The following is a 23,734-nucleotide window of genomic DNA, read 5'->3' on the forward strand; positions in this document are numbered from 1 at the left end:
ATGGAGGTTAATTGTGGAGAAACTCATCAAAGAAAAAATTTCTTCTTTACTATCTGATGAAGAGGAAGTACTCAGTGTTGAACAGCTGGGAGGCATGACCAACCAAAACTATTTGGTTAAAACAACCAACAAACAGTATATTGTGAAATTTTTTGGTAAAGGGACTGAAAAACTCATCAATCGTCAAAATGAAAAGTACAATCTTGAACTTTTAGAGGATTTAGATTTAGATGTCAAAAATTACCTCTTTGATATTGAGTCAGGGATCAAAGTAAATGAGTACATCGAATCAGCAGTAACTCTTGATTCAACATCAATTAAGTCCAAGTTTGAAAAGATTGCACCAATTTTACAAACCATCCACGCTTCAGGGAAAGAATTAAGAGGAGAATTTGCTCCTTTTGAGGAAATCAGCAAATATGAATCCTTGATTGAGGGACCTATCCCTTATGAAAACTATGAAGCTGTAAGAAAAGATGTATTTTCACTAGAAAAGAGATTGGCTGATTTGGGTGTTGATAGAAAGTCCTGTCACATCGATTTGGTACCAGAAAACTTTATCGAGTCACCACAAGGTCGTTTGTATTTGATTGACTGGGAATACTCTTCTATGAATGACCCGATGTGGGATTTGGCAGCTCTTTTCTTAGAGTCTGAATTTACAAAGCAAGAGGAAGATGATTTCCTTTCCTACTATGAAAGTGACAAAACGCCTGTATCACGTGAGAAGATTCGTATCTATAAAATCTTGCAAGATACTATCTGGAGTTTGTGGACAGTGTACAAAGAAGCTCAAGGGGCTGATTTTGGAGATTACGGTGTCAATCGTTACCAAAGAGCTGTCGAAGGTTTGACTTATTATGGAGGTTAGGATGAAGAATAAAAATGGTGTTTCCTTTGGTCTGCTCTCTGGTATCTTCTGGGGATTAGGTCTAACGATTAGTGCTTATATCTTTTCTATTTTTACAAATCTTTCACCCTTTGTGGTGGCTGCTGCTCATGATTTCTTGAGTATCTTTATCTTGTTAGCTTTTCTTTTGGTAAAAGAAAGAAAAGTTCGTCTCTCGATTTTCTTAAATATTCGAAATGTGAGTGTAATTATCGGAGCTTTACTAGCAGGACCAATTGGTATGCAGGCCAATCTTTATGCAGTTAAATATATCGGTAGTTCTCTAGCTTCATCTGTATCAGCTATTTACCCAGCAGTTTCAGTTTTGCTCGCCTTCTTCATTTTGAAACACAAGGTTTCAAAGAATACAGTATTTGGTGTTTTCTTGATTATTGCAGCGATCATTGCTCAAACCTACAAGGTTGAACAAGTTAACTCGTTTTACATTGGGATTCTTTGTGCCCTTATCTGTGCCATTGCCTGGGGGAGTGAAAGTGTTCTCAGCTCCTATGCTATGGAAAGTGATTTAAGTGAAATTGAAGCCTTGTTAATTCGACAAGTAACCTCATTCTTGTCCTATCTTGTGATTGTGCTCTTTTCTCACCATTCATTTGCAGAAGTGGCAGATGGGCAATTATTCGGCCTCTTGATTGTCTTTGCGGCCTTTGATATGATTTCCTACTTAGCTTATTATATCGCCATTAATCGTTTGCAACCTGCGAAAGCGACAGGTTTGAATGTGAGCTATGTAGTTTGGACTGTCTTATTTGCAGTTATTTTCTTGGGTGCACCGCTAGATATGCTGACAATCATCACTTCACTTATTGTTATGGCTGGTGTTTATATTATTATTAAAGAATAAAGGAGATTCGTGTGAAAGCGATTATTTTAGCAGCGGGCTTAGGAACTCGCCTACGCCCTATGACTGAAAATACACCAAAAGCTTTGGTTAAGGTTAATCAAAAACCCTTGGTAGAATACCAAATTGAGTTTTTGAAAGAGAGAGGAATTGATGAGATTATCATCGTTGTCGGTTACCTCAAAGAACAATTTGACTACCTAAAAGAAAAATATGGTGTCCGTTTAGTCTTTAACGACAAGTATGCTGATTACAATAACTTTTACTCACTTTATCTAGTAAAAGAAGATTTGGCTAACAGCTACGTCATCGATGCAGATAACTATCTTTTCAAAAATATGTTTCGAAACGATCTTAAACGTTCTACCTATTTTAGCGTTTATCGTGAAGACTGTACGAACGAGTGGTTCTTGGTTTACGGTGATGACTACAAGGTTCAAGACATTATTGTTGACAGCAAAGCTGGTCGCATTCTGAGCGGAGTTTCATTCTGGGATGCACCAACTGCTGAGAAGATTGTTGGCTTTATTGACAAAGCTTACGAAAGTGGTGAATTTGTTGATCTCTACTGGGACAACATGGTTAAGGATAATATCAAAGAATTGGATGTCTATGTCGAAGAATTAGAAGGAAATAGCATCTATGAAATTGATAGTGTAAAAGATTACCATAAGTTAGAAGAGATTTTATCTACCATTGAGTAAGGAATGAGAAGAAGGCTTGAGCCTTCTTTTTTTGTGTATTTTATAACAAGAATGTTTGATATTGATTGTATTCTTTAAATGAAACAAAAATTATAAAAAAATGAACAAAATAAAACAAAAATTATTGACAACGATTTCATATAGTGTTATACTTATAGCATAAAAGATAATTGAAAGAAGGGAAAATGTTATGGGATTAGATCATTTCTTTGACAAAAACCTGGTGTTTTGCTTAGAAGCGGATAATCAAGAACAACTCTTTGATCAGGTAGCAAGCTTGTTGGAAGAACGAGAAATTGTCACTCCAACTTATCGTGAAGCCTTGATCACGCGTGAAAAGTCATTTCCAACTGGTTTAGATATGGAATTTCTAGGAAAGGACTTGCCAAATGTAGCGATTCCTCATACAGATATTGTTCATAATCTAGCTGAGAAAGTAGTGGTTGTTCGATTAGAAAAACCAGTAACTTTTCACAATATGATTGCTCCTGATAAGGAAGTAGCAGTGTCCCTACTCTTCTTTATCATTAACAACTCAAGTTCAAGTCAAACAAATATTCTGGCTCAGTTGATGGACTTTTTCACAGGAAATGGACATCTGGAAGATCTATCAAAAATTTCCGAACCAGAAAAACTTTATGCTTACATTGCTGAAGCAACCGCTTAATCTTGTCTATTAAAAAAAATCGGAGGAAATCCAAATGATTAAAATTCTTGCTGCCTGCGGTGCAGGTGTTAACTCAAGTCACCAAATTAAAAGTGCTCTAGAAGAAGAACTTTCAAACCGTGGTTATGACGTTCACTGTGATGCCGTCATGGTGAAAGATGTAAACGAAGACCTTATCAAGGGCTACGATATCTTTACACCAATCGCTGCAACTGACCTTGGTTTTGAACCTGGTATTCCAGTAATTGAAGCTGGACCAATCTTGTTCCGTATTCCAGCGATGAGCGCTCCAGTATTTGACAATATTGAAGCAGCTATCAAAGAACACGGACTAAGCTAATTTATTCTTTATCTTGTTAACATTCATATAACTAAAAAAACGGGAGGAACTATTATGGATGTCATTATCGAACTAGCCAATAAGATTTTCAAGCCAGTCTTGGAAATGGGTGGTCCTATCATCATGCTGATCATCTTGACAGTATTGGCTTTACTATTTGGAGTGAAATTCTCCAAAGCGCTTGAAGGTGGTATCAAACTTGCCATCGCCCTTACTGGTATCGGTGCTATCATCGGTATGCTCAACGGAGCTTTCTCAGCATCACTTGCAAAATTCGTTGAAAATACTGGTATTCAATTGAACATCACTGACGTTGGTTGGGCACCACTTGCAACCATCACTTGGGGATCTGCATGGACACTTTACTTCTTGCTTGTAATGTTGATTGTCAACATTGTGATGCTTGCAATGAAGAAAACAGATACACTTGACGTCGATATCTTCGATATCTGGCACTTGTCAATCACTGGTCTTTTGATCAAATGGTACGCAGACAACAATGGAGTTAGCCAAGGGGTTTCACTCTTCATCGCAACTGCAGCAGTTGTCCTTGTAGGTATTTTGAAAATCATCAACTCTGATTTGATGAAACCAACTTTCGACGACCTTCTTAATGCACCAAGTTCATCACCAATGACTTCAACTCACATGAACTACATGATGAACCCAGTTATCATGGTCTTGGATAAAATCTTTGATAAAGTATTGCCTGGTCTCGATAAATATGACTTTGACGCTGCAAAATTGAACAAAAAAATCGGTTTCTGGGGATCTAAATTCTTTATCGGTTTCATCCTTGGTATTGTTATTGGTTTGATGGGGACTCCACACCCAGTTGCTGGTGTAGAAGGAGCCGATAAATGGGAACTTGTTATTAAAGGTTGGTTGTCTCTTGGTTTGACAGCCGGTGTAGCTTTGGAACTCTTCTCACTTATCGGATCTTGGTTCATCGCAGCCGTAGAACCACTTTCACAAGGTATTACAAACGTTGCTACTAAACGTCTTCAAGGACGTAAATTCAACATCGGTCTTGACTGGCCATTCATCGCTGGTCGTGCTGAAATCTGGGCTTGTGCAAACGTACTTGCTCCAATCATGCTAGTAGAAGCTGTGCTTCTTTCAAACGTCGGAAATGGTATCTTGCCACTTGCAGGTATCATCGCTATGGGTGTGACTCCAGCTCTCTTGGTTGTTACACGTGGTAAATTGCTCCGTATGATTATCTTCGGAACACTCTTGTTGCCTCTCTTCCTTCTTTCAGGTACTCTTATCGCACCATTCGCAACAGAACTTGCTAAAGGTGTAGGTGCCTTCCCAGAAGGTGTGAACCAATCTCAATTGATTACTCACTCAACTCTTGAAGGACCAATTGAAAAACTATTTGGTTGGGCAATCGGTAATGCTACAACAGGTGATATCAAAGCAATCCTTGGTGCAGCAGTCTTCCTTGTATTCTATGTAGGTATCTTTGCTTGGTATAGAAAACAAATGATCAAACGTAACGAAGAATACGCAGCAAATGCTAAATAATTCGCTCCTATAAAATGTAAATTGTGAAAACTAGGTTGTTAATTTCCTACATTGGGAGTGGCAACCTAGTTTTTTATATAAAGATCTAAAAATAGTTGGAGAATATTATGGTAATTGAAATCAAATCAGACCAGTTAACGGTCCAGTTTAAAACCTTAGGTGGCGCCTTGTCGTCGATCAAGGATCGAGAAGGCATTGAGTATCTGTGGCAAGGAGATGCCACTTACTGGAGTGGACAAGCGCCAGTACTTTTTCCAATCTGTGGCTCTTTAAGAGAAGATACAGCCTTCTACAGTCATGCAGATGGAACGGAGACGAAAGGAAACATTCCTCGCCATGGTTTGGTCCGTAAAAAAGAATTTGACTTGGTTGATCAAACAGAAAACAGTGTAACCTTTGCTATCGAAGATGATGAGAATACTTATCAGAACTATCCTTATCATTTCCGCCTTGAGATCACTTATCTAGTGAATGGCAAGACTGTCCGTACTCAATACAAAGTTTTCAATAGAGAAACTAATAAAGTAATGCCATTCTTTATAGGAGGACATCCAGGATTTAATTGTCCTCTGCTAGATGGCGAAACTTATGAAGATTACTATTTAGAGTTTGAGAAAGAAGAGATTTGCTCTGTTCCCCGTCCTTTCCCAGAAACTGGCATGTTAGACTTTCAAGATAGAAGTCCATGGTTGGATTCGCAAAAGGAAGTGGATCTCAGTTACGATTTGTTCAGTGTTGATGCAGTGACTTTGGATGAGTTGCAATCCAGAACAATTGCCCTTCGTTCTCATAAACATGAGAAGGGATTAAAAGTACATTTCCAAGAGTTTTCAAATCTCATCATTTGGTCAACTTTGAATAAGGGACCTTTCATTGCCTTTGAACCTTGGTCTGGCTTGTCAACATCTCTTGAAGAAGGAGATCATTTAGAAGATAAGAAAAACGTTCGTCTCCTAAAACCTGGTCAAGTAGATCAGATTGGCTTTGATATTGAAATATTTTAGATAAAAAACCACAAAAACAAACATTTACTGTTGACTTTTTCTATAAATAGGAGTATATTATGTTTGTAAACAACAAATGATGTTTGTAACAAACAAACAATCACTTGTTATATTCTCTTTTGAGGAGAAAGTTTGTTTCCAGGAACTTGATTTCCTGGACTTGGATAAGGTGATATTCATCTCATTCAATCAAATTTGTCACTAAACTGCTAGAAAGTCTTTTGTAGGTAAACTGCTAACTATAAAAGTCTTTACTAGCCTAGAAAAATAAAAAGGAGTATACAATATGTCTATTGTTATCGGTGCAGATGCTGCAGGTTTGAGATTGAAAGAAGTTGTGAAAGACTTCTTGGAAAAAGAAAACTTCCACGTTGTGGATGTTACAGCTGAAGGTCAAGATTTTGTTGATGTGACTCTTGCTGTTGCTGCAGAAGTAAACAAAGAAGAACAAAATCTTGGTATCGTGATTGATGCTTATGGTGCTGGTCCATTTATGGTCGCAACAAAAATCAAAGGAATGGTTGCTGCAGAAGTTTCAGATGAACGTTCAGCTTATATGACTCGTGGACACAACAACTCACGTATGATCACTATGGGTGCACAACTTGTTGGTGATGAATTGGCTAAAAACATTGCTAAAGGATTTGTTAACGGTAAATACGATGGTGGACGTCACCAAATCAGGGTCGACATGTTGAACAAAATGTGCTAATACTCTTCAAAAATCAAGATAATCTGTCGTCAGCTCACTTTAGCTAACTTCAGTTATGCTTGCAGCTCGCTTCCTAAGCTAATCTTGATTTTTCTTGAGTAAGGATAAATGATATTAGATTTATATAATTAATCGGAGGGAATAACTAATGAGAATTGCAATTGGATGTGACCACATCGTAACAGATGAAAAAATGGCGGTTTCAGAATTTTTGAAATCAAAAGGATATGAAGTCATCGACTTTGGTACCTATGACCACACACGTACTCACTACCCAATCTTTGGTAAAAAAGTTGGTGAAGCCGTTACAAGCGGTCAAGCTGATCTTGGGGTATGTATCTGTGGTACTGGTGTTGGTATCAACAACGCTGTAAATAAAGTTCCAGGAGTTCGTTCTGCCTTGGTTCGTGATATGACAACGGCTCTTTATGCAAAAGAACAATTGAACGCCAACGTTATTGGTTTTGGTGGTAAAATCACTGGTGAATTGCTCATGTGCGACATCATTGAAGCTTTCATCAATGCTGAATACAAACCATCAGAAGAAAACAAAAAATTGATTGCGAAAATTGAGCACGTTGAAACTCACAATGCTCATCAAGCAGATGCAAACTTCTTTACAGAATTCCTTGAAAAATGGGATCGCGGTGAATACCACGACTAAGAGGTGACGCATGATTTTAACAGTCACAATGAATCCATCCATTGATATTTCTTATCCTTTGGATGAATTAAAAATTGACACTGTCAACCGTGTGGTAGACGTGACCAAGACAGCTGGTGGGAAAGGTCTTAATGTTACACGAGTTCTTTCAGAATTTGGTGATTCTGTTGTTGCTACCGGTTTGGTCGGTGGTAAACTTGGTGAGTTTTTAGTAGAGCATATCGATGATAAAGTAACGAAACGTTTCTTCTCCATTCAAGGAGAGACTCGTAACTGTATCGCTATTCTGCACGGAGACAACCAAACAGAAATCCTTGAAAAAGGGCCTGAAGTTTTGGAACAAGAAGGGCAAGATTTCTTGGTTCATTTCGAAAATCTTCTTGACACTGTGGAAGTAGTAGCCATCTCTGGTAGTCTTCCAGCAGGTCTTCCAGTTGACTACTATGCAAGCTTAGTAGAACTTGCTAATCGCGCAGGAAAACCAGTTGTTCTAGACTGCTCAGGTGGGGCTCTTCAGGCGATTCTTGAATCACCACACAAACCAACAGTTATTAAACCAAATAACGAAGAATTGTCTCAGCTTCTTGGGAAAGAAGTTTCTGAGGAGTTGGATGAATTAAAAGAAGTTCTTCAAGAGCCTTTATTTGCAGGGATTGAGTGGATAATTGTTTCACTTGGTGCAAATGGTGCTTTTGCAAAGCATGGGGATACTTTCTACAAGGTTGATATTCCAAGAATTCAGGTAGTGAACCCTGTTGGATCTGGAGATTCTACTGTGGCAGGGATTTCCTCAGGTCTTCTTCATAAGGAATCTGATCAAGAACTCCTCATCAAGGCCAATGTCCTTGGTATGCTCAATGCCCAAGAAAAGATGACAGGTCATGTCAATATGGCCAACTATCAAGCTTTATATGATCAATTAATAGTAAAAGAGGTATAAAATGGCTTTAACAGAACAAAAACGTGCACGCTTAGAAAAACTTTCAGATGAAAATGGCATTATCTCCGCTCTTGCCTTTGACCAACGTGGTGCTTTGAAACGCCTTATGGCTCAATACCAAACAGAAGAGCCGACAGTGGCTCAAATGGAAGAACTCAAAGTCTTAGTTGCAGATGAATTGACAAAATACGCATCCTCTATGCTTCTTGACCCAGAGTATGGTCTTCCAGCTACAAAAGCGCTTGATCCAAATGCTGGTCTTCTCCTTGCTTATGAGAAAACTGGCTACGATACAACTAGCACTAAACGCTTGCCTGACTGCTTGGATGTTTGGTCTGCAAAACGCATCAAAGAACAAGGTGCAGACGCTGTTAAGTTCTTGCTTTACTATGACGTAGACAGCGCTGACGAACTCAACCAAGAAAAACAAGCCTACATTGAACGCATCGGTTCAGAGTGTGTGGCAGAAGATATTCCATTCTTCCTTGAAATCTTGGCTTACGATGAAAAAATTGCTGATGCAGGTTCAGCAGAATACGCAAAAGTGAAGCCACACAAGGTTATTGGTGCTATGAAGGTCTTCTCAGACCCACGCTTCAACATCGATGTCTTGAAAGTGGAAGTTCCAGTCAACGTCAAATACGTTGAAGGCTTTGGTGATGGAGAAATCGTTCATACTCGTGAGGAAGCAGCAGCCTTCTTCAAAGCACAAGATGAAGCGACTAACTTGCCATATATCTACTTGAGTGCAGGTGTGTCAGCTAAACTCTTCCAAGAAACCCTTGTCTTTGCTCACGAATCAGGCGCAAACTTCAACGGCGTTCTTTGTGGCCGTGCAACCTGGGCAGGATCAGTTGAAGCCTACATCAAAGACGGTGAAGCAGCAGCTCGTGAATGGCTACGCACAACTGGATTTGAGAACATTGACGAACTCAACAAAGTTCTCCAAACCACAGCGACTTCATGGACTGAACGTGTATAAGTTTTCCCCCTAATCTTAGGAACATTGATCTAAATAAAAATTTTAAAAAAAGTTGAATGTAAAGGTTTACAAAAAAACTTACTTGTGCTATACTTAAATCACAAGTTAATACAAGGTGAGTGTTACTAAGTAATATTAGGCATGATCACAGGTGAATTAGAAATCGGCTGATTTTCTAGTTCATTTGTGATCATTTTTTATACTCATATACCTTTAAGATGCAAAAGGAGGTTGCCATGTATCGAATTCTAAACCCAATGAATCACAATGTTTCACTTGTCAGAAATGACAAAGGAGAAGAAGTGATTGTGATTGGTAAAGGGATTGCATTTGGAAAGAAGAAAGGGGACTTAATTGCTGAAAATCAGGTCGAGAAAATCTTTCGGATGAAGACAGAAGAGTCCAGAGAAAATTTTATGGCTCTCCTCAAAGATGTTCCGCTTGATTTTATCACAGTGACTTATGAAATCATTGATAAGCTATCAAAGAAATATCATTATCCGATTCAAGAGTATCTCTACGTAACCTTGACAGATCATATTTACTGCTCTTACCAAGCTCTAGCACAAGGAAGGTACAAGGATAGTAATCTGCCAGATATTTCCACTAAGTATCCTGTCGCTTTTCAAATCGCAAAGGAAGCCTTTGAAATCTATTGTCAGAAGTTGACAGATCATTTCCCTGAGGATGAAATTATTCGGATCGCTTATCATTTCATCAATGCCGAAGGGGAAAATGAAGTTCAAGTGGTTGAGTCGATTGATAAGAGGAAAGAAATTCTCAGGAATGTTGAAGAAGTGCTAAAGGGTTATGCAATTCAACGAACCAAAGAGAATAATCATTTCTATGATCGTTTTATGATTCATTTGAATTATTTCTTGGATTATTTAGACAGATCTAGAGATGATAACCAATCACTTCTGGATATGGAAGATCATATTAAACAATCCTATCCAAAAGCGTTCGAGATTGGTTCCAAGATCTATGATGTGATTACGCAACATACGGGTCTTGATTTGTATAAAAGTGAACGAGTTTATCTAGTTCTACATATCCAACGTTTATTGTCATAAAAATTTAATTAAAAATACATAAGGAGAATTCTATCATGAATAGAGAAGAAGTAACATTGTTAGGTTTTGAAATCGTAGCCTATGCTGGCGATGCTCGTTCGAAACTATTGGAAGCCTTGAAGGCTGCTGAAGCTGGCGATTTTGCGAAAGCAGATAGCTTAGTTGAGGAAGCTGGTGGCTGTATCGCCGAGGCTCATCACGCGCAAACAAGTCTATTGACCAAGGAAGCAGCTGGTGAGGATTTGGCTTATAGCGTGACCATGATGCATGGCCAAGACCACTTGATGACTACCATTTTGTTAAAAGATTTGATGCACCATTTAATCGAACTCTACAAGAGAGGAGTTAAGTAATGAACAAACTAATTTCATTTATCGAGAAAGGAAAGCCTTTCTTTGAGAAATTATCTCGTAATATCTATCTTCGTGCTATTCGTGATGGTTTCATCGCTGGTATGCCCGTTATTCTCTTCTCAAGTATCTTTATCTTGATTGCTTTTGTACCAAACTCATGGGGCTTTAAATGGTCTGATGATGTTGTTAATTTCCTAATGAAACCTTATAGCTATTCAATGGGGATTCTGGCTCTCTTGGTAGCTGGTACAACAGCTAAGTCATTGACCGACTCAGTAAACCGCAGCATGGAAAAAACCAACCAAATCAACTATATGTCAACACTGTTGGCTGCGATTGTTGGTTTGTTGATGTTGGCAGCTGATCCTATCGAAAATGGCCTAGCTACTGGATTCTTGGGGACAAAAGGTTTGCTTTCAGCCTTTCTTGCTGCCTTTGTTACTGTAGCAATCTATAAGGTTTGTGTTAAGAACAACGTCACTATTCGCATGCCTGACGAAGTTCCACCCAATATCTCACAAGTCTTTAAAGATGTGATTCCATTCACTCTATCTGTTGTTTCTCTTTATGTCCTTGATTTACTAGCTCGCCATTTTGTTGGTGCAAGCGTAGCTGAATCAATCGGTAAATTCTTTGCACCATTATTCTCTGCTGCTGATGGCTATCTAGGTATTACGATTATCTTTGGTGCCTTTGCCTTCTTCTGGTTTGTTGGTATCCATGGTCCATCTATCGTTGAACCAGCAATCGCAGCTATTACCTATGCAAATGCCGAAGTCAACTTGAACCTTCTCCAACAAGGTATGCACGCTGACAAGATTCTTACTTCTGGTACACAAATGTTTATCGTTACCATGGGTGGTACTGGTGCGACACTGGTTGTTCCATTCATGTTCATGTGGTTAACAAAATCAAAACGTAACCGTGCAATCGGACGTGCTTCAGTAGTTCCAACTTTCTTTGGTGTAAATGAACCAATCTTGTTTGGTGCACCGCTTGTCTTGAACCCAATCTTCTTTATTCCTTTCATCTTTGCGCCAATTGCCAACGTATGGATCTTTAAATTCTTCATTGAAACACTTGGCATGAACTCATTTACAGCCAACCTTCCTTGGACAACACCAGGTCCGCTCGGTATTGTTCTCGGTACAAACTTCCAATTCTTGTCATTTGTACTTGCTGCTTTGTTAATCCTTGTTGACGTAGCCATTTACTATCCATTCCTCAAGGTTTATGATGAACAAATTCTTGAAGAAGAACGTTCTGGTAAAGCCAATGATGAATTAAAAGAAAAAGTAGCTGCAAACTTCAATACTGCCAAAGCAGATGCGATTCTTGAAAAAGCAGGTGTAGAAGCAGCGCAAAACACAATCACAGAAGAAACTAATGTTCTCGTTCTCTGTGCAGGAGGAGGTACAAGTGGTCTCCTTGCAAATGCTCTAAACAAGGCAGCTGCGGAGTACAAGGTTCCTGTTAAAGCAGCAGCTGGTGGCTATGGTGCTCACCGTGAAATGTTGCCTGAGTTTGATCTAGTTATCCTTGCTCCTCAAGTAGCTTCAAACTTTGAAGACATGAAGGCCGAAACCGACAAGCTTGGTATTAAACTTGCCAAGACAGAAGGTGGTCAATACATTAAACTGACTCGCGATGGAAAAGGTGCTCTTGCCTTTGTTCAAGCGCAGTTTGAAGAATAAAAGGTAAATAGCAAAGAAGTGAGATGGAGGAATTCCTCCCAACTCTATCTCCATCTCATTTCTATTTCTTGAAAGGTGAATCAAATGACAAAAACACTTCCAAAAGACTTTATTTTTGGCGGGGCAACAGCAGCCTATCAAGCAGAAGGTGCGACCAATACTGATGGTAAAGGGCCAGTCGCCTGGGACAAATACCTCAAAGATAACTACTGGTACACTGCTGAACCAGCCAGTGATTTCTATCACAAATACCCAGTTGACCTCAAACTTGCAGAAGAGTATGGTGTCAATGGTATCCGTATTTCAATCGCTTGGTCACGTATCTTTCCAACTGGTTATGGGAAGGTTAATGACAAGGGGGTTGAGTTCTATCATAATCTATTTGCAGAGTGCCACAAACGTCATGTTGAGCCCTTCGTGACTCTCCATCACTTTGACACGCCAGAAGCTCTACATTCAAATGGAGACTTCTTAAACCGTGAAAACATTGAACACTTTGTAGACTACGCGGCTTTCTGTTTTGAAGAATTCCCAGAAGTAAACTATTGGACAACCTTTAATGAAATTGGACCAATCGGTGATGGTCAGTATTTGGTTGGGAAATTTCCACCAGGTATCCAGTATGATCTTGCCAAAGTCTTTCAATCTCATCACAATATGATGGTGTCGCATGCGCGTGCAGTCAAGCTATATAAAGATAAAGGCTATAAAGGTGAAATTGGTGTGGTTCACGCCCTGCCTACCAAGTATCCTCTAGATCCTGAAAATCAAGCAGATGTTCGCGCTGCTGAGCTGGAAGATATCATCCACAATAAATTTATTTTGGATGCGACTTATCTAGGACGATATTCCGAAGAAACAATGGAAGGTGTCAACCATATCTTAGCAGTCAATGGTGGAAGCTTAGATTTGCGTGAAGAAGACTTCGCAGTCCTAGAAGCTGCAAAAGACCTGAATGACTTCCTTGGAATTAACTACTACATGAGTGATTGGATGCAAGCCTTTGATGGCGAAACAGAAATCATTCATAACGGTAAGGGTGAAAAAGGAAGCTCTAAATATCAGATTAAGGGAGTTGGACGTCGAGTGGCGCCTGATTATGTACCACGTACGGACTGGGACTGGATTATCTATCCTCAAGGTTTGTATGATCAAATCATGCGCGTAAAGAAAGATTACCCAAATTACAAAAAAATCTACATCACAGAGAATGGTCTCGGATACAAAGATGAGTTTGTGGATGGAACAGTCTACGATGATGGACGGATTGATTATGTTAAGAAACATATGGAAGTGATTGCAGATGCGATCTCTGATGGAGCCAATGTCAAAGGCTACTTTATCTGGTCGCTGATGGATGTCTTTTCTTGGTCAAATGGCTATGAAAAGCGTTACGGTCTCTTCTATGTTGATTTTGAAACTCAGGAGCGCTATCCAAAGAAATCGGCTCACTGGTACAAGAAACTAGCTGAGACCCAACTTATTGAATAAAATTCAACAAAAATTCCCCGCCAAAAGGCAGGGGAATTTTTATGGTTTTGATAAAAGAATGGTTGTTTGTTTCGACAAATCTTCAAATGTTTCCTGACTCAGTTTGGAATCTGAAACGATGGTATCAATCTCTGAGATATTGTAGAAAGTGTAAAAATCAAACTTATTAAACTTGCTGTGGTCTGCTAGTAAGTATTTTTTATTGGCATTGTTCAAGGCGATTCGTTGTACCTCACCCTCTTCTTCACTGAAAGTAGCAATTGCCTTATCCTTAATACCATTACAACTTACAAAAGCTTTAGAAAACTGAAGGTTGGTCAAATCCTGTAAGGTAAGTGTCCCTACAAAAGCACCAGTGATGGAGCGATAATTTCCGCCAATCAAGATCAAATCTGTTAGTTTTCGTTTGTTTAGGATTAGAAAAACTGGAAGACTGTTTGTTACAACACGAATATTATCAATTGGGAGCTCACGAGCAAAACATTCTAAGGTTGTTCCTGGCCCGATAAAAATAGTTTCACCTTCGTCAATCAAATGCCCTGCAAAACGGCTAATTTCTTGTTTTTCAGCAATCTGCAAGCCTTGTTTTTCGACGTTTGAGCGTTCGTTGTTTAAGAGAGAACCTGTACGAAGTTTTTCAGCGCCACCGTGCACACGAACCAGCAAATCCTTGTCTGCTAGTTCTTGTAAATAGCGGCGAGCTGTCATATCTGACACATCAAGACTCTCCATAATCTCTTTTACAGTAATAGTGCCTTTTGTATTTACTGCTTCTAGAATACTATCTAGTTTTTCTTGCTTTAGCATCCTTATCACCTCGATTTCTACTATTATTATCTTACCATAAAACGCTCAATCAATCAAATAGAAAAAAACAAAATAAAACAAAAACAAAAATATCATGGTTGTTTTAAACAAACCATGATATTTTGAATGATTGGTCAAATTAGTCCAAACCGTAGTTGTAATCCTCGTCTTGCATGGCTTCAACTTCACCAAGGAGGTAACCATTTCCGACTTGAGAGAAGAAGTCGTGGTTAGAAGTTCCTGTTGAAATACCGTTCATAACGATTGGATTGACATCATCAGCTGAATCAGGGAAGAGTGGATCTTGTCCTAGGTTCATAAGAGCCTTATTAGCATTGTAACGAAGGAAGGTTTTAACTTCCTCAGTCCAACCAACACCGTCATAGAGGCTTTCTGTATAGCCCTCTTCGTTCTCGTAGAGAGTGTAGAGCAGATCGTACATCCATTCTTTGAGCTTTCCTTGCTCTTCTTCAGGCAATTCGTTAAAACCAAGTTGGAATTTGTAACCAATATAAGTTCCGTGAACAGACTCATCACGAATGATCAGTTTGATGATTTCTGCAACATTGGCTAGTTTGTTGTTACCAAGATAGTAAAGCGGTGTAAAGAAACCAGAGTAGAAGAGGAAAGTTTCAAGGAAAACACTGGCAACTTTCTTTTCAAGTGGGCTACCATTGAGGTAGATTTCATTGATAATTTCCGCTTTTCTTTGTAGGTAGGGGTTAGTGTTGGTCCATTCAAAGATTTCTTCGATTTCGGCCTTGGTGTTCAAGGTTGAAAAGATAGAAGAGTAAGATTTTGCGTGGACAGATTCCATAAACTGGATGTTGTTGAAAACAGCTTCCTCATGTGGTGTACGGATGTCTGCGCGAAGTGCTTGAACTCCTGTTTCAGATTGCATGGTATCCAAAAGGGTCAAACCACCAAAGACTTTTCCAACCAAGTCTTTTTCTTTGTTTGATAGTTTTCTCCAGTCGTCTAGGTCATTTGACAAGGGGATACGCGTATCGAGCCAGAATTGCTCTGTCAGCTTTTCCCAAGTTGATTTGTCGATGACATCTTCGATGGCATTCCAGTTAATGGCTTTGTAGTAAGTTTCCATTTGAAATCTCTTTCTGTGTTTAATATTGCGAGCTCACAATTATTTCTATTTTATCATAATTCTAGAGGAGTATCGCACAAAAAGTCGGAAGCCCGACTTTTTGTTATTTCATAGTATAGATGCTTATTCCAGTCTAACACGGTGATTGAATCACTAATCTGAGAAAATGTAGTTTCCTCAAGCAAAAATTAAATCACACAGCTTTCACATTGGTTAGCACCGACTTCTCCACCATCGTCTGTAAAGGTACGGACGTAGTAGATAGACTTGATACCCTTGTTAAAGGCATAGTTACGAAGGATAGATAGGTCACGTGTCGTTTGTTTGTTTTCTTTCTTCCATTCGTAAAGACCTTTTGGAATGTCGCTACGCATGAAGAGGGTGAGTGAAAGCCCTTGGTCCACGTGCTCAGTCGCAGCAGCGTAAACATCAATCACCTTACGCATATCCATGTCGTAAGCAGAAGTGTAGTAAGGGATAGTATCTGTTGACAAACCTGCAGCAGGGTAGTAGATTTTACCGATTTTCTTCTCTTGGCGTTCTTCAATGCGTTGCGTAATCGGGTGGATAGATGCAGAAACATCGTTGATGTAACTGATAGAACCATTTGGAGCTACAGCAAGGCGGTTTTGGTGATAAAGACCATCTGCTTGAACCTTTTCGCGAAGTTCAGCCCAATCAGCAGCACTTGGAATAAAGACATCTTTGAAGAGTTCTTTAACACGGTCTGATTTTGGAACAAATTCGCCTGTCACGTACTTGTCGAAGTAGCTTCCGTTAGCATAGTCTGATTTTTCAAAGTTGTGGAAGGTGATACCACGTTCACGCGCTATGTTATTAGATTCTACCAAGGTCCAGTAGTTCATAAGCATAAAGTAGATGCTTGTAAATTCAATTGACTCAGGTGATCCGTACTCAATCAGTTGTTGGGCAAGGTAGCTATGAAGCCCCATGGCACCAAGACCAAAGGTGTGAGCCAAACTGTTTCCGTGGTCGATAGTAGGAACAGCTACGATGTGTGAACTATCTGTAACGAAAGTAAGAGCACGAACCATCGCACGGATAGAACGACCAAAGTCAGGTGACGTCATCATGTTGACCACGTTTGTTGATCCAAGGTTACATGAAACGTCCGTTCCCATTTGAAGGAATTTTTGAGCATCGTTGATTAAGCTTGGTTCTTGAACTTGAAGAATCTCAGAACACAAGTTACTCATGATAATCTTTCCATCAACAGGATTTGCACGGTTAGCCGTATCAATGTTGACGACATAAGGGTAACCAGATTCTTGTTGCAATTTAGAGATTTCAGTTTCCAAATCACGCGCCTTGATTTTTGTCTTGCGGATATTTGGATTTGCGACCAATTCATCGTATTTTTCAGTGATGTCGATGTAGTTGAATGGCACACCATACTCAAGTTCTACAGAATATGGGCTGAAGAGATACATTTCTTCATTTTTACGGGCCAATTCGTAGAATTTATCGGGTACTACAACACCGAGTGAAAGGGTCTTAACACGAACCTTTTCATCAGCATTTTCTTTCTTAGTTGAAAGGAAAGAGATGATATCTGGGTGAAAGACATTGAGGTAGACAACCCCAGCACCTTGACGCTGACCCAATTGGTTTGAGTAAGAGAAGCTGTCTTCGAAGAGTTTCATAACTGGTACGACCCCAGAAGCTGCTCCTTCATAACCTTTGATAGGTGCGCCAGCTTCACGAAGGTTGCTTAGAGTAATACCTACACCACCACCGATACGTGAAAGTTGAAGAGCTGAGTTGATAGAACGTCCGATAGAGTTCATATCATCCGTCACTTGGATCAAGAAGCAAGATACCAACTCTCCACGACGCGCGCGACCAGCATTTAAGAAGGAAGGAGTAGCAGGTTGGTAGCGTTGGTGGATGATTTCATTGGCAATATCAGTCGCAATCGCTTCATCCCCGTCAGCAAAGTAAAGTGCATTAAAGAAGACGCGGTCTTCCATGCTTTCAAGGTAATATTCACCGTCGTTAGTTTTCAAGGCGTACTGATTGTAAAATTTGTAGGCAGCCATGAATGACTTGAATTGGAAGTTTTGATCCTTGATAAATTGAGACAATTCTTCCAAAAACTCTGGACGGTATTTCTTAAGAAATGCAGTTTCAATGTAGTTGTGTTCAATGAGGTAGTTGATTTTATCAGTAATTGAATCAAAAACCATAGTGTTTGGAACCACATTTTCTTTAAAGAAGGCATCCAAAGCTTCCTTATCTTTATGAAGCATGATTTGTCCATTGACAGGACGGTTGATTTCGTTATTGAGACGGAAGTAAGTTACGTCCTCAAGATGTTTTAATCCCATAAAATTTCCTTTATCTAATTACAAAAGAAAGGCCTCTAAGTTAGCCCTAGAAGCAATCTCTTCTGGATGATGTACTAAGATTATGCTAATTGTTTCAGTTTTCCTGGTTGGAAGCCTGAAAAGACTTCAGTTGGTGTTTGGATAACAGGAGCAGCGCTGAAACCGAGCTCTTTAACTTGATCGATGTACTCTGGTTGCTCGTCGAGATTGATCTCACGATAAGCGACATTGTTGCTGTCCAAGAAACGCTTGGTCATCTTACATTGGACACAGTTGTTTTTAGAATAAACGGTTACCATTTTCGTAACTCCTCTTTCAAAATTGATTACTTTCTTAGTATATCAGAAAAAAAAACTTTGTCAAACTTTTTAAACTAAATCTTGTGCTAAAAAGTTACAGTTTCAAAAACAAAGCACAAGATATAGTGTTTTGTCAGAGTGTAAAATTGGGTTTTCATTGAACTATCAAAGTTTATCAAAACAAAAAAACTATATACTGTATATTGGTAAGATAAATAGAAGATTTTCAGCAAGTTATCTGAAAGGAAATAGAAGAAAGTCCATAAAACACTTGAAAAATAATCTAGAAGGTGATATAATACAGTCTTGTAAGGGTTATCACATATAATCCAAAAAAGAAATAACTAAAGGAGAGTCAAACTATGGCTTCTAAAGATTTCCACGTAGTGGCAGAAACAGGTATTCACGCACGTCCAGCAACATTGTTGGTTCAAACAGCTAGCAAATTTGCTTCAGATATCACTCTTGAATACAAAGGTAAATCAGTAAACCTTAAATCTATCATGGGTGTTATGAGTCTTGGTGTTGGCCAAGGTGCTGACGTTACAATTTCAGCTGAAGGTGCAGATGCTGACGACGCAATCGCTGCTATCACTGAAACTATGGAAAAAGAAGGATTGGCATAAGGAAAATGACAGAAATGCTTAAAGGAATCGCAGCATCTGATGGTGTTGCAGTTGCAAAAGCATATCTACTCGTTCAACCGGATTTGTCATTTGAGACTATTACAGTCGAAGATACAAACGCAGAAGAAGCTCGCCTTGATGCCGCTCTACAGGCATCACAAGACGAGCTTTCTGTTATTCGCGAGAAAGCAGTAGGTACGCTCGGTGAAGAAGCAGCTCAAGTTTTTGACGCTCACTTAATGGTTCTTGCTGACCCAGAAATGATCAGCCAAATCAAGGAAACAATCCGTGCGAAGAAAGTGAATGCAGAAGCAGGTCTGAAAGAAGTAACAGACATGTTTATCACTATCTTTGAAGGCATGGAAGACAACCCATATATGCAAGAACGCGCAGCGGATATCCGCGACGTGACAAAACGTGTATTGGCCAACCTCCTTGGTAAAAAATTGCCAAACCCAGCTTCTATCAATGAAGAAGTGATTGTGATTGCGCATGACTTGACTCCTTCAGATACAGCTCAATTGGACAAAAACTTTGTAAAAGCTTTTGTAACAAACATTGGTGGACGTACAAGCCACTCAGCTATCATGGCGCGTACGCTTGAAATTGCAGCAGTATTGGGTACAAACAATATTACTGAAATCGTTAAAGACGGTGACATTCTTGCCGTTAACGGTATCACTGGTGAGGTTATTATCAACCCAACTGATGAGCAAGCAGCAGAATTCAAGGCTGCTGGTGAAGCTTATGCGAAGCAAAAAGCTGAATGGGCGCTCTTGAAAGACGCTAAAACAGTAACTGCTGATGGTAAACACTTTGAATTGGCTGCCAACATCGGTACTCCAAAAGACGTTGAAGGTGTCAATGACAACGGTGCTGAAGCTGTTGGTCTTTACCGTACAGAGTTCTTGTACATGGATTCTCAAGACTTCCCAACAGAAGACGAGCAGTACGAAGCTTACAAGGCTGTACTTGAAGGAATGAACGGTAAACCTGTTGTCGTTCGTACAATGGATATCGGTGGAGATAAGGAACTTCCTTACTTCGATATGCCTCATGAAATGAACCCATTCCTTGGATTCCGTGCCCTTCGTATCTCTATCTCTGAGACTGGAGATGCTATGTTCCGCACACAAATCCGTGCCCTTCTTCGTGCTTCTGTTCACGGTCAATTGCGTATCATGTTCCCAATGGTTGCGCTCTTGAAAGAATTCCGTGCAGCGAAAGCAGTCTTTGACGAAGAAAAAGCAAACCTTCTTGCTGAAGGTGTTGCAGTTGCGGATAATATCCAAGTTGGTATCATGATCGAAATCCCAGCAGCAGCAATGCTTGCAGACCAATTTGCTAAAGAAGTTGACTTCTTCTCAATTGGTACAAACGACTTGATCCAATACACAATGGCAGCAGACCGTATGAACGAACAAGTTTCATACCTTTACCAACCATACAACCCATCAATCCTTCGTTTGATTAACAACGTTATCAAAGCAGCTCACGCTGAAGGTAAATGGGCTGGTATGTGTGGTGAGATGGCTGGTGACCAACAAGCTGTTCCTCTTCTTGTAGGAATGGGCTTAGATGAGTTCTCTATGTCAGCAACATCAGTACTTCGTACACGTAGCTTGATGAAGAAACTCGATACAGCTAAGATGGAAGAGTACGCAAACCGTGCCCTTACAGAATGCTCAACAATGGAAGAAGTTCTTGAACTTCAAAAAGAATACGTTAATTTTGATTAATCAAAAAGTCCTTGCAACCCAGTTGCAGGGATTTTTTTGATATTTTAAAAAAATGTTCAAGCTAATTCTTCTTATATAAAGTCCATTCTAGAGAAAGTAGCGGTGAAGAATAAAAAATACTTAACCGGTTCATAAAATTCTTGACAAGTTGCAAATTTAGGAGTAAACTATTAACCAGTTAAGTAATAGAGAGGAGTTTCTGCAATTTAGAAATGAATTGTAACTAAAAATATCAAAAAGAAAGTGAGTTTCAATGAAAATTAATAAAAAATACCTTGCTGGTTCTGCGGCAGCTTTAATTTTAAGTGTTTGCTCTTACGAGTTGGGACTGTATCAAGCTAGAACAGTCAAAGAAAATAATCGTGTTTCCTATATAGATGGAAAACAAGCGGCGCAAAAAACGGAGAATCTGACTCCTGATGAGGTTAGCAAGAAAGAAGGCATCAATGCGGAGCAAATCGTCATCAAGATAACAGACCAGGGCTATGTCACTTCACATGGTGACCACTATCATTATTACAATGGCAAGGTTCCTTATGATGCCATCATCAGTGAAGAGTTGCTGATGAATGATCCAAACTACCAGCTCAAGGACGAGGATATTGTCAGTGAAATCAAGGGCGGTTATGTGATCAAGGTAGATGGAAAATACTATGTTTACCTTAAGGACGCATCCCATGCGGATAATGTCCGTACGAAAGAAGAAATCAATCGGCAAAAACAAGAACATAGTCAGCATCGTGAAAGAGGGACTTCAGCAAACGATGGTGCGGTAGCCTTGGCACGTTCACAGGGACGCTACACCACAGATGATGGTTACATCTTTAATGCATCCGATATCATTGAAGATACTGGTGATGCTTATATCGTTCCTCATGGCGACCATTACCATTACATTCCCAAGAGCGAGTTATCAGCCAGCGAATTGGCTGCAGCAGAAGCCTTTCTATCTGGTAGAAGTGGCCAATCAAATACGCCTACTTATCGCCGTACCAATAACAACAGTGCTAGCAGCGATGTAGATAGATGGACTCCATCCTATAATAATCAAGGCAACAGCTATACGAACACGAACACAGCTAACAACAGTAGCGACGATAACCAAGCAAGTCAGAGTGATGAGGATATTGATAGCCTTCTGAAACAACTTTACGCCTTGCCGCTCAGCCAACGACACGTAGAATCTGATGGTCTTGTCTTCGACCCAGCACAGATTACAAGTCGAACAGCTAGAGGAGTTGCTGTGCCTCATGGGAACCATTACCATTTCATCCCTTATTCACAGATGTCTGAATTGGAAGAACGAATCGCTCGTATTATTCCTCTACAGTACAGTTCGAACCATAGGGTGCCGGATTCAAGACCAGAACAACCAAGTCCACAACCGACTCCGGAACCTAGTCCAAGCCCGCAACCTGCACCAACTCCTCAACCAACTCCAAGCAATCCAATTGACGAAAAATTAGTTAAACAGGCTATTCGAAAAGTAGCTGACGGCTATGTCTTTGAGGAGAATGGAACCTCACGTTATATTCCTGCCAAGAAGCTTTCAGCAGAAACAGCAGCAGCAATTGATAGTAAACTAGCCAAGCAAGAAAGTTTGTCTCATAAACTCGGAGCTAAGAAAACCAATCTCCCATCTGATGATCGAGGATTTTACAATAAGGCTTATGATTTACTAGCAAGAATTCATCAGGACTTACTTGATAATAAAGGGCGCCAAGCTGATTTTGACGCTTTGGATAAACTGTTGGAACGTTTAAATGATGAAAGCAGTGATAAAGTCAAGTTGGTGGATGATATCTTGGCCTTTCTAGCACCGATTCGTCATCCAGAACGTTTAGGAAAACCAAATGCGCAAATTACCTACACTGATGATGAGATTCAGGTAGCCAAGTTGGCAGGCAAGTATACAACAGAAGATGGCTATATCTTTGATCCTCGTGATATCACCAGTGATGAGGGGGATGCCTATGTAGCTCCACATATGACCCATAGTCATTGGATTAAGAAAGATAGTTTGTCTGAAGCCGAAAGAGCGGCAGCCCAGGCTTATGCTAAAGAGAAAGGTTTGACTCCTCCTTCAACAGACCATCAGAATCCAGGAAATACGGAGGCTAAAGGAGCAGAGGCTATCTACAACCGCGTGAAAGCAGCTAAGAAGGTGCCGCTTGATCGTATGCCTTACAATCTCCAACATACCGTGGAAGTTAAAAACGGTAGTTTAATCATTCCTCATTATGATCATTACCATAACATAAAATTTGAGTGGTTTGACGAAGGACTTTATGAGGCACCTAAGGGGTATACTCTTGAGGATCTCTTTGCGACTGTCAAGTACTATGTCGAACATCCAAACGAACGTCCGCATTCAGATAGTGGTTGGGGGAATGCAAGTGACCATGTTCAAAGAAACCAAAATGGTCAAGCTGATACCAATCAAACGGAAAAACCATCAGAGGAGAAACCTCGTACAGAAAAACCTGAGGAAGAAAAACCTCGCGAAGAGAAACCTCAGAGTGAGAAACCAGAATCTCCAAAACCAACTGAGGAGCCAGAAGAAGAATCACCAGAGGAACCAGAAGAACCTCAGGTTGAAACTGAAAAGGTTGAAGAAAAACTGAGAGAGGCTGAAGAGCTACTTGCAAAGATCCAAGACCCCATTATCAAGTCCAATGCCAAAGAAACTCTCACTGGCTTAAAAAATAACCTGCTATTTGGCTCCCAGGACAACAATACTATTATGGCAGAAGCTGAAAAATTATTGGCTTTGTTAAGGGAGAGTAAGTAGTTGTAACAACATTTTCTAACTCCTAAAAACAGGATAGGAGAACTAGAAAAGTTAAAATCGAAAATGAGAACAGAATGTAAGTTCTAGTTCTCATTTTTTTCATGAAAATATGTAAAATAT

22 protein-coding genes are annotated in these 23,734 nt (G+C 39.8%); 18 read left to right on the forward strand and 4 right to left on the reverse strand.

Annotated features, from left to right (window positions below):
* The first annotated feature begins 13 nt into the window (after positions 1–13).
* From B7720_RS07665 to lacG, 15 genes are all read left to right on the forward strand, one after another.
* Positions 14–871 (forward strand): phosphotransferase family protein, encoded by an 858-nt coding sequence (locus B7720_RS07665; protein ID WP_000413085.1) that lies wholly within the window; start codon positions 14–16, stop codon positions 869–871.
* A 1-nt stretch (position 872) separates the two neighbouring features.
* The gene (locus B7720_RS07670; RefSeq protein ID WP_000791842.1) at positions 873–1,751 is read left to right on the forward strand and encodes a DMT family transporter; all 879 of its coding nucleotides are present in this window, start codon (positions 873–875) and stop codon (positions 1,749–1,751) included.
* A gap of 11 nt (positions 1,752–1,762) precedes the next feature.
* Positions 1,763–2,452 (forward strand): sugar phosphate nucleotidyltransferase, encoded by a 690-nt coding sequence (locus tag B7720_RS07675; protein ID WP_000643950.1) that lies wholly within the window; start codon positions 1,763–1,765, stop codon positions 2,450–2,452.
* Between the two features lie 190 nt (positions 2,453–2,642).
* Positions 2,643–3,119, forward strand: coding sequence for a PTS sugar transporter subunit IIA (locus tag B7720_RS07680; protein ID WP_000521978.1), 477 nt, complete (start codon positions 2,643–2,645; stop codon positions 3,117–3,119).
* A gap of 34 nt (positions 3,120–3,153) precedes the next feature.
* Entirely contained in the window at positions 3,154–3,459 is a 306-nt protein-coding gene (locus B7720_RS07685; protein ID WP_000590551.1) for a PTS sugar transporter subunit IIB, read from the forward strand.
* Between the two features lie 54 nt (positions 3,460–3,513).
* The gene (locus tag B7720_RS07690) at positions 3,514–4,989 is read left to right on the forward strand and encodes a PTS galactitol transporter subunit IIC (protein WP_000382507.1); all 1,476 of its coding nucleotides are present in this window, start codon (positions 3,514–3,516) and stop codon (positions 4,987–4,989) included.
* A gap of 107 nt (positions 4,990–5,096) precedes the next feature.
* On the forward strand, positions 5,097–5,993 hold the full coding sequence (locus B7720_RS07695; RefSeq protein WP_084857365.1) for an aldose 1-epimerase family protein: 897 nt from the start codon (positions 5,097–5,099) through the stop codon (positions 5,991–5,993).
* Positions 5,994–6,279: 286 nt separating this feature from the next.
* Entirely contained in the window at positions 6,280–6,705 is a 426-nt protein-coding gene (gene lacA / locus B7720_RS07700; RefSeq protein ID WP_000029277.1) for a galactose-6-phosphate isomerase subunit LacA, read from the forward strand.
* Positions 6,706–6,853: 148 nt separating this feature from the next.
* On the forward strand, positions 6,854–7,369 hold the full coding sequence (lacB, locus tag B7720_RS07705) for a galactose-6-phosphate isomerase subunit LacB (RefSeq protein WP_001216921.1): 516 nt from the start codon (positions 6,854–6,856) through the stop codon (positions 7,367–7,369).
* 10 nt (positions 7,370–7,379) lie between these two features.
* The gene (locus tag B7720_RS07710) at positions 7,380–8,309 is read left to right on the forward strand and encodes a tagatose-6-phosphate kinase (protein ID WP_084857367.1); all 930 of its coding nucleotides are present in this window, start codon (positions 7,380–7,382) and stop codon (positions 8,307–8,309) included.
* 1 nt (position 8,310) lies between these two features.
* Positions 8,311–9,291 (forward strand): tagatose-bisphosphate aldolase, encoded by a 981-nt coding sequence (lacD, locus tag B7720_RS07715; protein ID WP_084857369.1) that lies wholly within the window; start codon positions 8,311–8,313, stop codon positions 9,289–9,291.
* Positions 9,292–9,527: 236 nt separating this feature from the next.
* Positions 9,528–10,364: a PRD domain-containing protein gene (locus B7720_RS07720; RefSeq protein ID WP_084857370.1), complete on the forward strand. Its 837-nt coding sequence runs from the start codon at positions 9,528–9,530 to the stop codon at positions 10,362–10,364.
* Positions 10,365–10,399: 35 nt separating this feature from the next.
* The gene (locus B7720_RS07725; RefSeq protein WP_001078319.1) at positions 10,400–10,717 is read left to right on the forward strand and encodes a PTS lactose/cellobiose transporter subunit IIA; all 318 of its coding nucleotides are present in this window, start codon (positions 10,400–10,402) and stop codon (positions 10,715–10,717) included.
* Complete coding sequence (locus B7720_RS07730) at positions 10,717–12,411, forward strand: lactose-specific PTS transporter subunit EIIC (protein ID WP_084857372.1); 1,695 nt, start codon at positions 10,717–10,719, stop codon at positions 12,409–12,411. Before B7720_RS07725 ends, B7720_RS07730 begins: the two co-directional genes overlap by 1 nt.
* An 84-nt stretch (positions 12,412–12,495) precedes the next feature.
* Entirely contained in the window at positions 12,496–13,902 is a 1,407-nt protein-coding gene (gene lacG, locus B7720_RS07735; protein ID WP_084857374.1) for a 6-phospho-beta-galactosidase, read from the forward strand.
* 39 nt (positions 13,903–13,941) lie between these two features.
* On the opposite strand, the gene B7720_RS07740 is transcribed toward lacG, so the two are convergent.
* The 4 genes from B7720_RS07740 to nrdH all read right to left on the reverse strand — a co-directional run bounded on the left by B7720_RS07740 (position 13,942) and on the right by nrdH (position 18,458).
* A complete protein-coding gene (locus tag B7720_RS07740) occupies positions 13,942–14,709 on the reverse strand; it encodes a DeoR/GlpR family DNA-binding transcription regulator (RefSeq protein WP_000917587.1) in 768 nt (255 codons plus the stop codon).
* Positions 14,710–14,848: 139 nt separating this feature from the next.
* Entirely contained in the window at positions 14,849–15,811 is a 963-nt protein-coding gene (gene nrdF, locus B7720_RS07745) for a class 1b ribonucleoside-diphosphate reductase subunit beta (RefSeq protein ID WP_000451373.1), read from the reverse strand.
* Positions 15,812–15,999: 188 nt separating this feature from the next.
* Positions 16,000–18,159, reverse strand: coding sequence for a class 1b ribonucleoside-diphosphate reductase subunit alpha (nrdE, locus tag B7720_RS07750; RefSeq protein ID WP_084857376.1), 2,160 nt, complete (start codon positions 18,157–18,159; stop codon positions 16,000–16,002).
* Positions 18,160–18,239: 80 nt separating this feature from the next.
* Positions 18,240–18,458 (reverse strand): glutaredoxin-like protein NrdH, encoded by a 219-nt coding sequence (nrdH, locus tag B7720_RS07755; RefSeq protein ID WP_000259240.1) that lies wholly within the window; start codon positions 18,456–18,458, stop codon positions 18,240–18,242.
* 362 nt (positions 18,459–18,820) lie between these two features.
* Between nrdH and B7720_RS07760 the strand changes: the two genes are divergently transcribed.
* From B7720_RS07760 to B7720_RS07770, 3 genes are all read left to right on the forward strand, one after another.
* A complete protein-coding gene (locus tag B7720_RS07760) occupies positions 18,821–19,084 on the forward strand; it encodes a phosphocarrier protein HPr (RefSeq protein WP_000146948.1) in 264 nt (87 codons plus the stop codon).
* 5 nt (positions 19,085–19,089) lie between these two features.
* Entirely contained in the window at positions 19,090–20,823 is a 1,734-nt protein-coding gene (gene ptsP / locus B7720_RS07765; RefSeq protein ID WP_000138129.1) for a phosphoenolpyruvate--protein phosphotransferase, read from the forward strand.
* Between the two features lie 253 nt (positions 20,824–21,076).
* A complete protein-coding gene (locus B7720_RS07770) occupies positions 21,077–23,614 on the forward strand; it encodes a pneumococcal-type histidine triad protein (protein WP_084857378.1) in 2,538 nt (845 codons plus the stop codon).
* Positions 23,615–23,734 lie beyond the last annotated feature (120 nt).

Source organism: Streptococcus oralis subsp. oralis (genome assembly GCF_002096455.1).
Classification (GTDB): domain Bacteria; phylum Bacillota; class Bacilli; order Lactobacillales; family Streptococcaceae; genus Streptococcus; species Streptococcus oralis_CY.

What these genes read in the sequence shown, in the direction of transcription:
- B7720_RS07670 (WP_000791842.1), top strand. Translation starts at nt 873, where the DNA reads ATGAAGAATAAAAATGGTGTTTCCTTTGGTCTGCTCTCTGGTATCTTC.
- B7720_RS07770 (WP_084857378.1), top strand. Translation starts at nt 21,077, where the DNA reads ATGAAAATTAATAAAAAATACCTTGCTGGTTCTGCGGCAGCTTTAATT.
- nrdH (WP_000259240.1), bottom strand. Translation starts at nt 18,458, where the DNA reads ATGGTAACCGTTTATTCTAAAAACAACTGTGTCCAATGTAAGATGACC.
- B7720_RS07760 (WP_000146948.1), top strand. Translation starts at nt 18,821, where the DNA reads ATGGCTTCTAAAGATTTCCACGTAGTGGCAGAAACAGGTATTCACGCA.
- B7720_RS07730 (WP_084857372.1), top strand. Translation starts at nt 10,717, where the DNA reads ATGAACAAACTAATTTCATTTATCGAGAAAGGAAAGCCTTTCTTTGAG.
- nrdF (WP_000451373.1), bottom strand. Translation starts at nt 15,811, where the DNA reads ATGGAAACTTACTACAAAGCCATTAACTGGAATGCCATCGAAGATGTC.
- lacD (WP_084857369.1), top strand. Translation starts at nt 8,311, where the DNA reads ATGGCTTTAACAGAACAAAAACGTGCACGCTTAGAAAAACTTTCAGAT.
- B7720_RS07685 (WP_000590551.1), top strand. Translation starts at nt 3,154, where the DNA reads ATGATTAAAATTCTTGCTGCCTGCGGTGCAGGTGTTAACTCAAGTCAC.
- lacG (WP_084857374.1), top strand. Translation starts at nt 12,496, where the DNA reads ATGACAAAAACACTTCCAAAAGACTTTATTTTTGGCGGGGCAACAGCA.
- B7720_RS07740 (WP_000917587.1), bottom strand. Translation starts at nt 14,709, where the DNA reads ATGCTAAAGCAAGAAAAACTAGATAGTATTCTAGAAGCAGTAAATACA.
- B7720_RS07690 (WP_000382507.1), top strand. Translation starts at nt 3,514, where the DNA reads ATGGATGTCATTATCGAACTAGCCAATAAGATTTTCAAGCCAGTCTTG.
- B7720_RS07680 (WP_000521978.1), top strand. Translation starts at nt 2,643, where the DNA reads ATGGGATTAGATCATTTCTTTGACAAAAACCTGGTGTTTTGCTTAGAA.
- B7720_RS07720 (WP_084857370.1), top strand. Translation starts at nt 9,528, where the DNA reads ATGTATCGAATTCTAAACCCAATGAATCACAATGTTTCACTTGTCAGA.
- ptsP (WP_000138129.1), top strand. Translation starts at nt 19,090, where the DNA reads ATGACAGAAATGCTTAAAGGAATCGCAGCATCTGATGGTGTTGCAGTT.
- B7720_RS07725 (WP_001078319.1), top strand. Translation starts at nt 10,400, where the DNA reads ATGAATAGAGAAGAAGTAACATTGTTAGGTTTTGAAATCGTAGCCTAT.
- B7720_RS07710 (WP_084857367.1), top strand. Translation starts at nt 7,380, where the DNA reads ATGATTTTAACAGTCACAATGAATCCATCCATTGATATTTCTTATCCT.
- nrdE (WP_084857376.1), bottom strand. Translation starts at nt 18,159, where the DNA reads ATGGGATTAAAACATCTTGAGGACGTAACTTACTTCCGTCTCAATAAC.
- B7720_RS07695 (WP_084857365.1), top strand. Translation starts at nt 5,097, where the DNA reads ATGGTAATTGAAATCAAATCAGACCAGTTAACGGTCCAGTTTAAAACC.
- lacA (WP_000029277.1), top strand. Translation starts at nt 6,280, where the DNA reads ATGTCTATTGTTATCGGTGCAGATGCTGCAGGTTTGAGATTGAAAGAA.
- lacB (WP_001216921.1), top strand. Translation starts at nt 6,854, where the DNA reads ATGAGAATTGCAATTGGATGTGACCACATCGTAACAGATGAAAAAATG.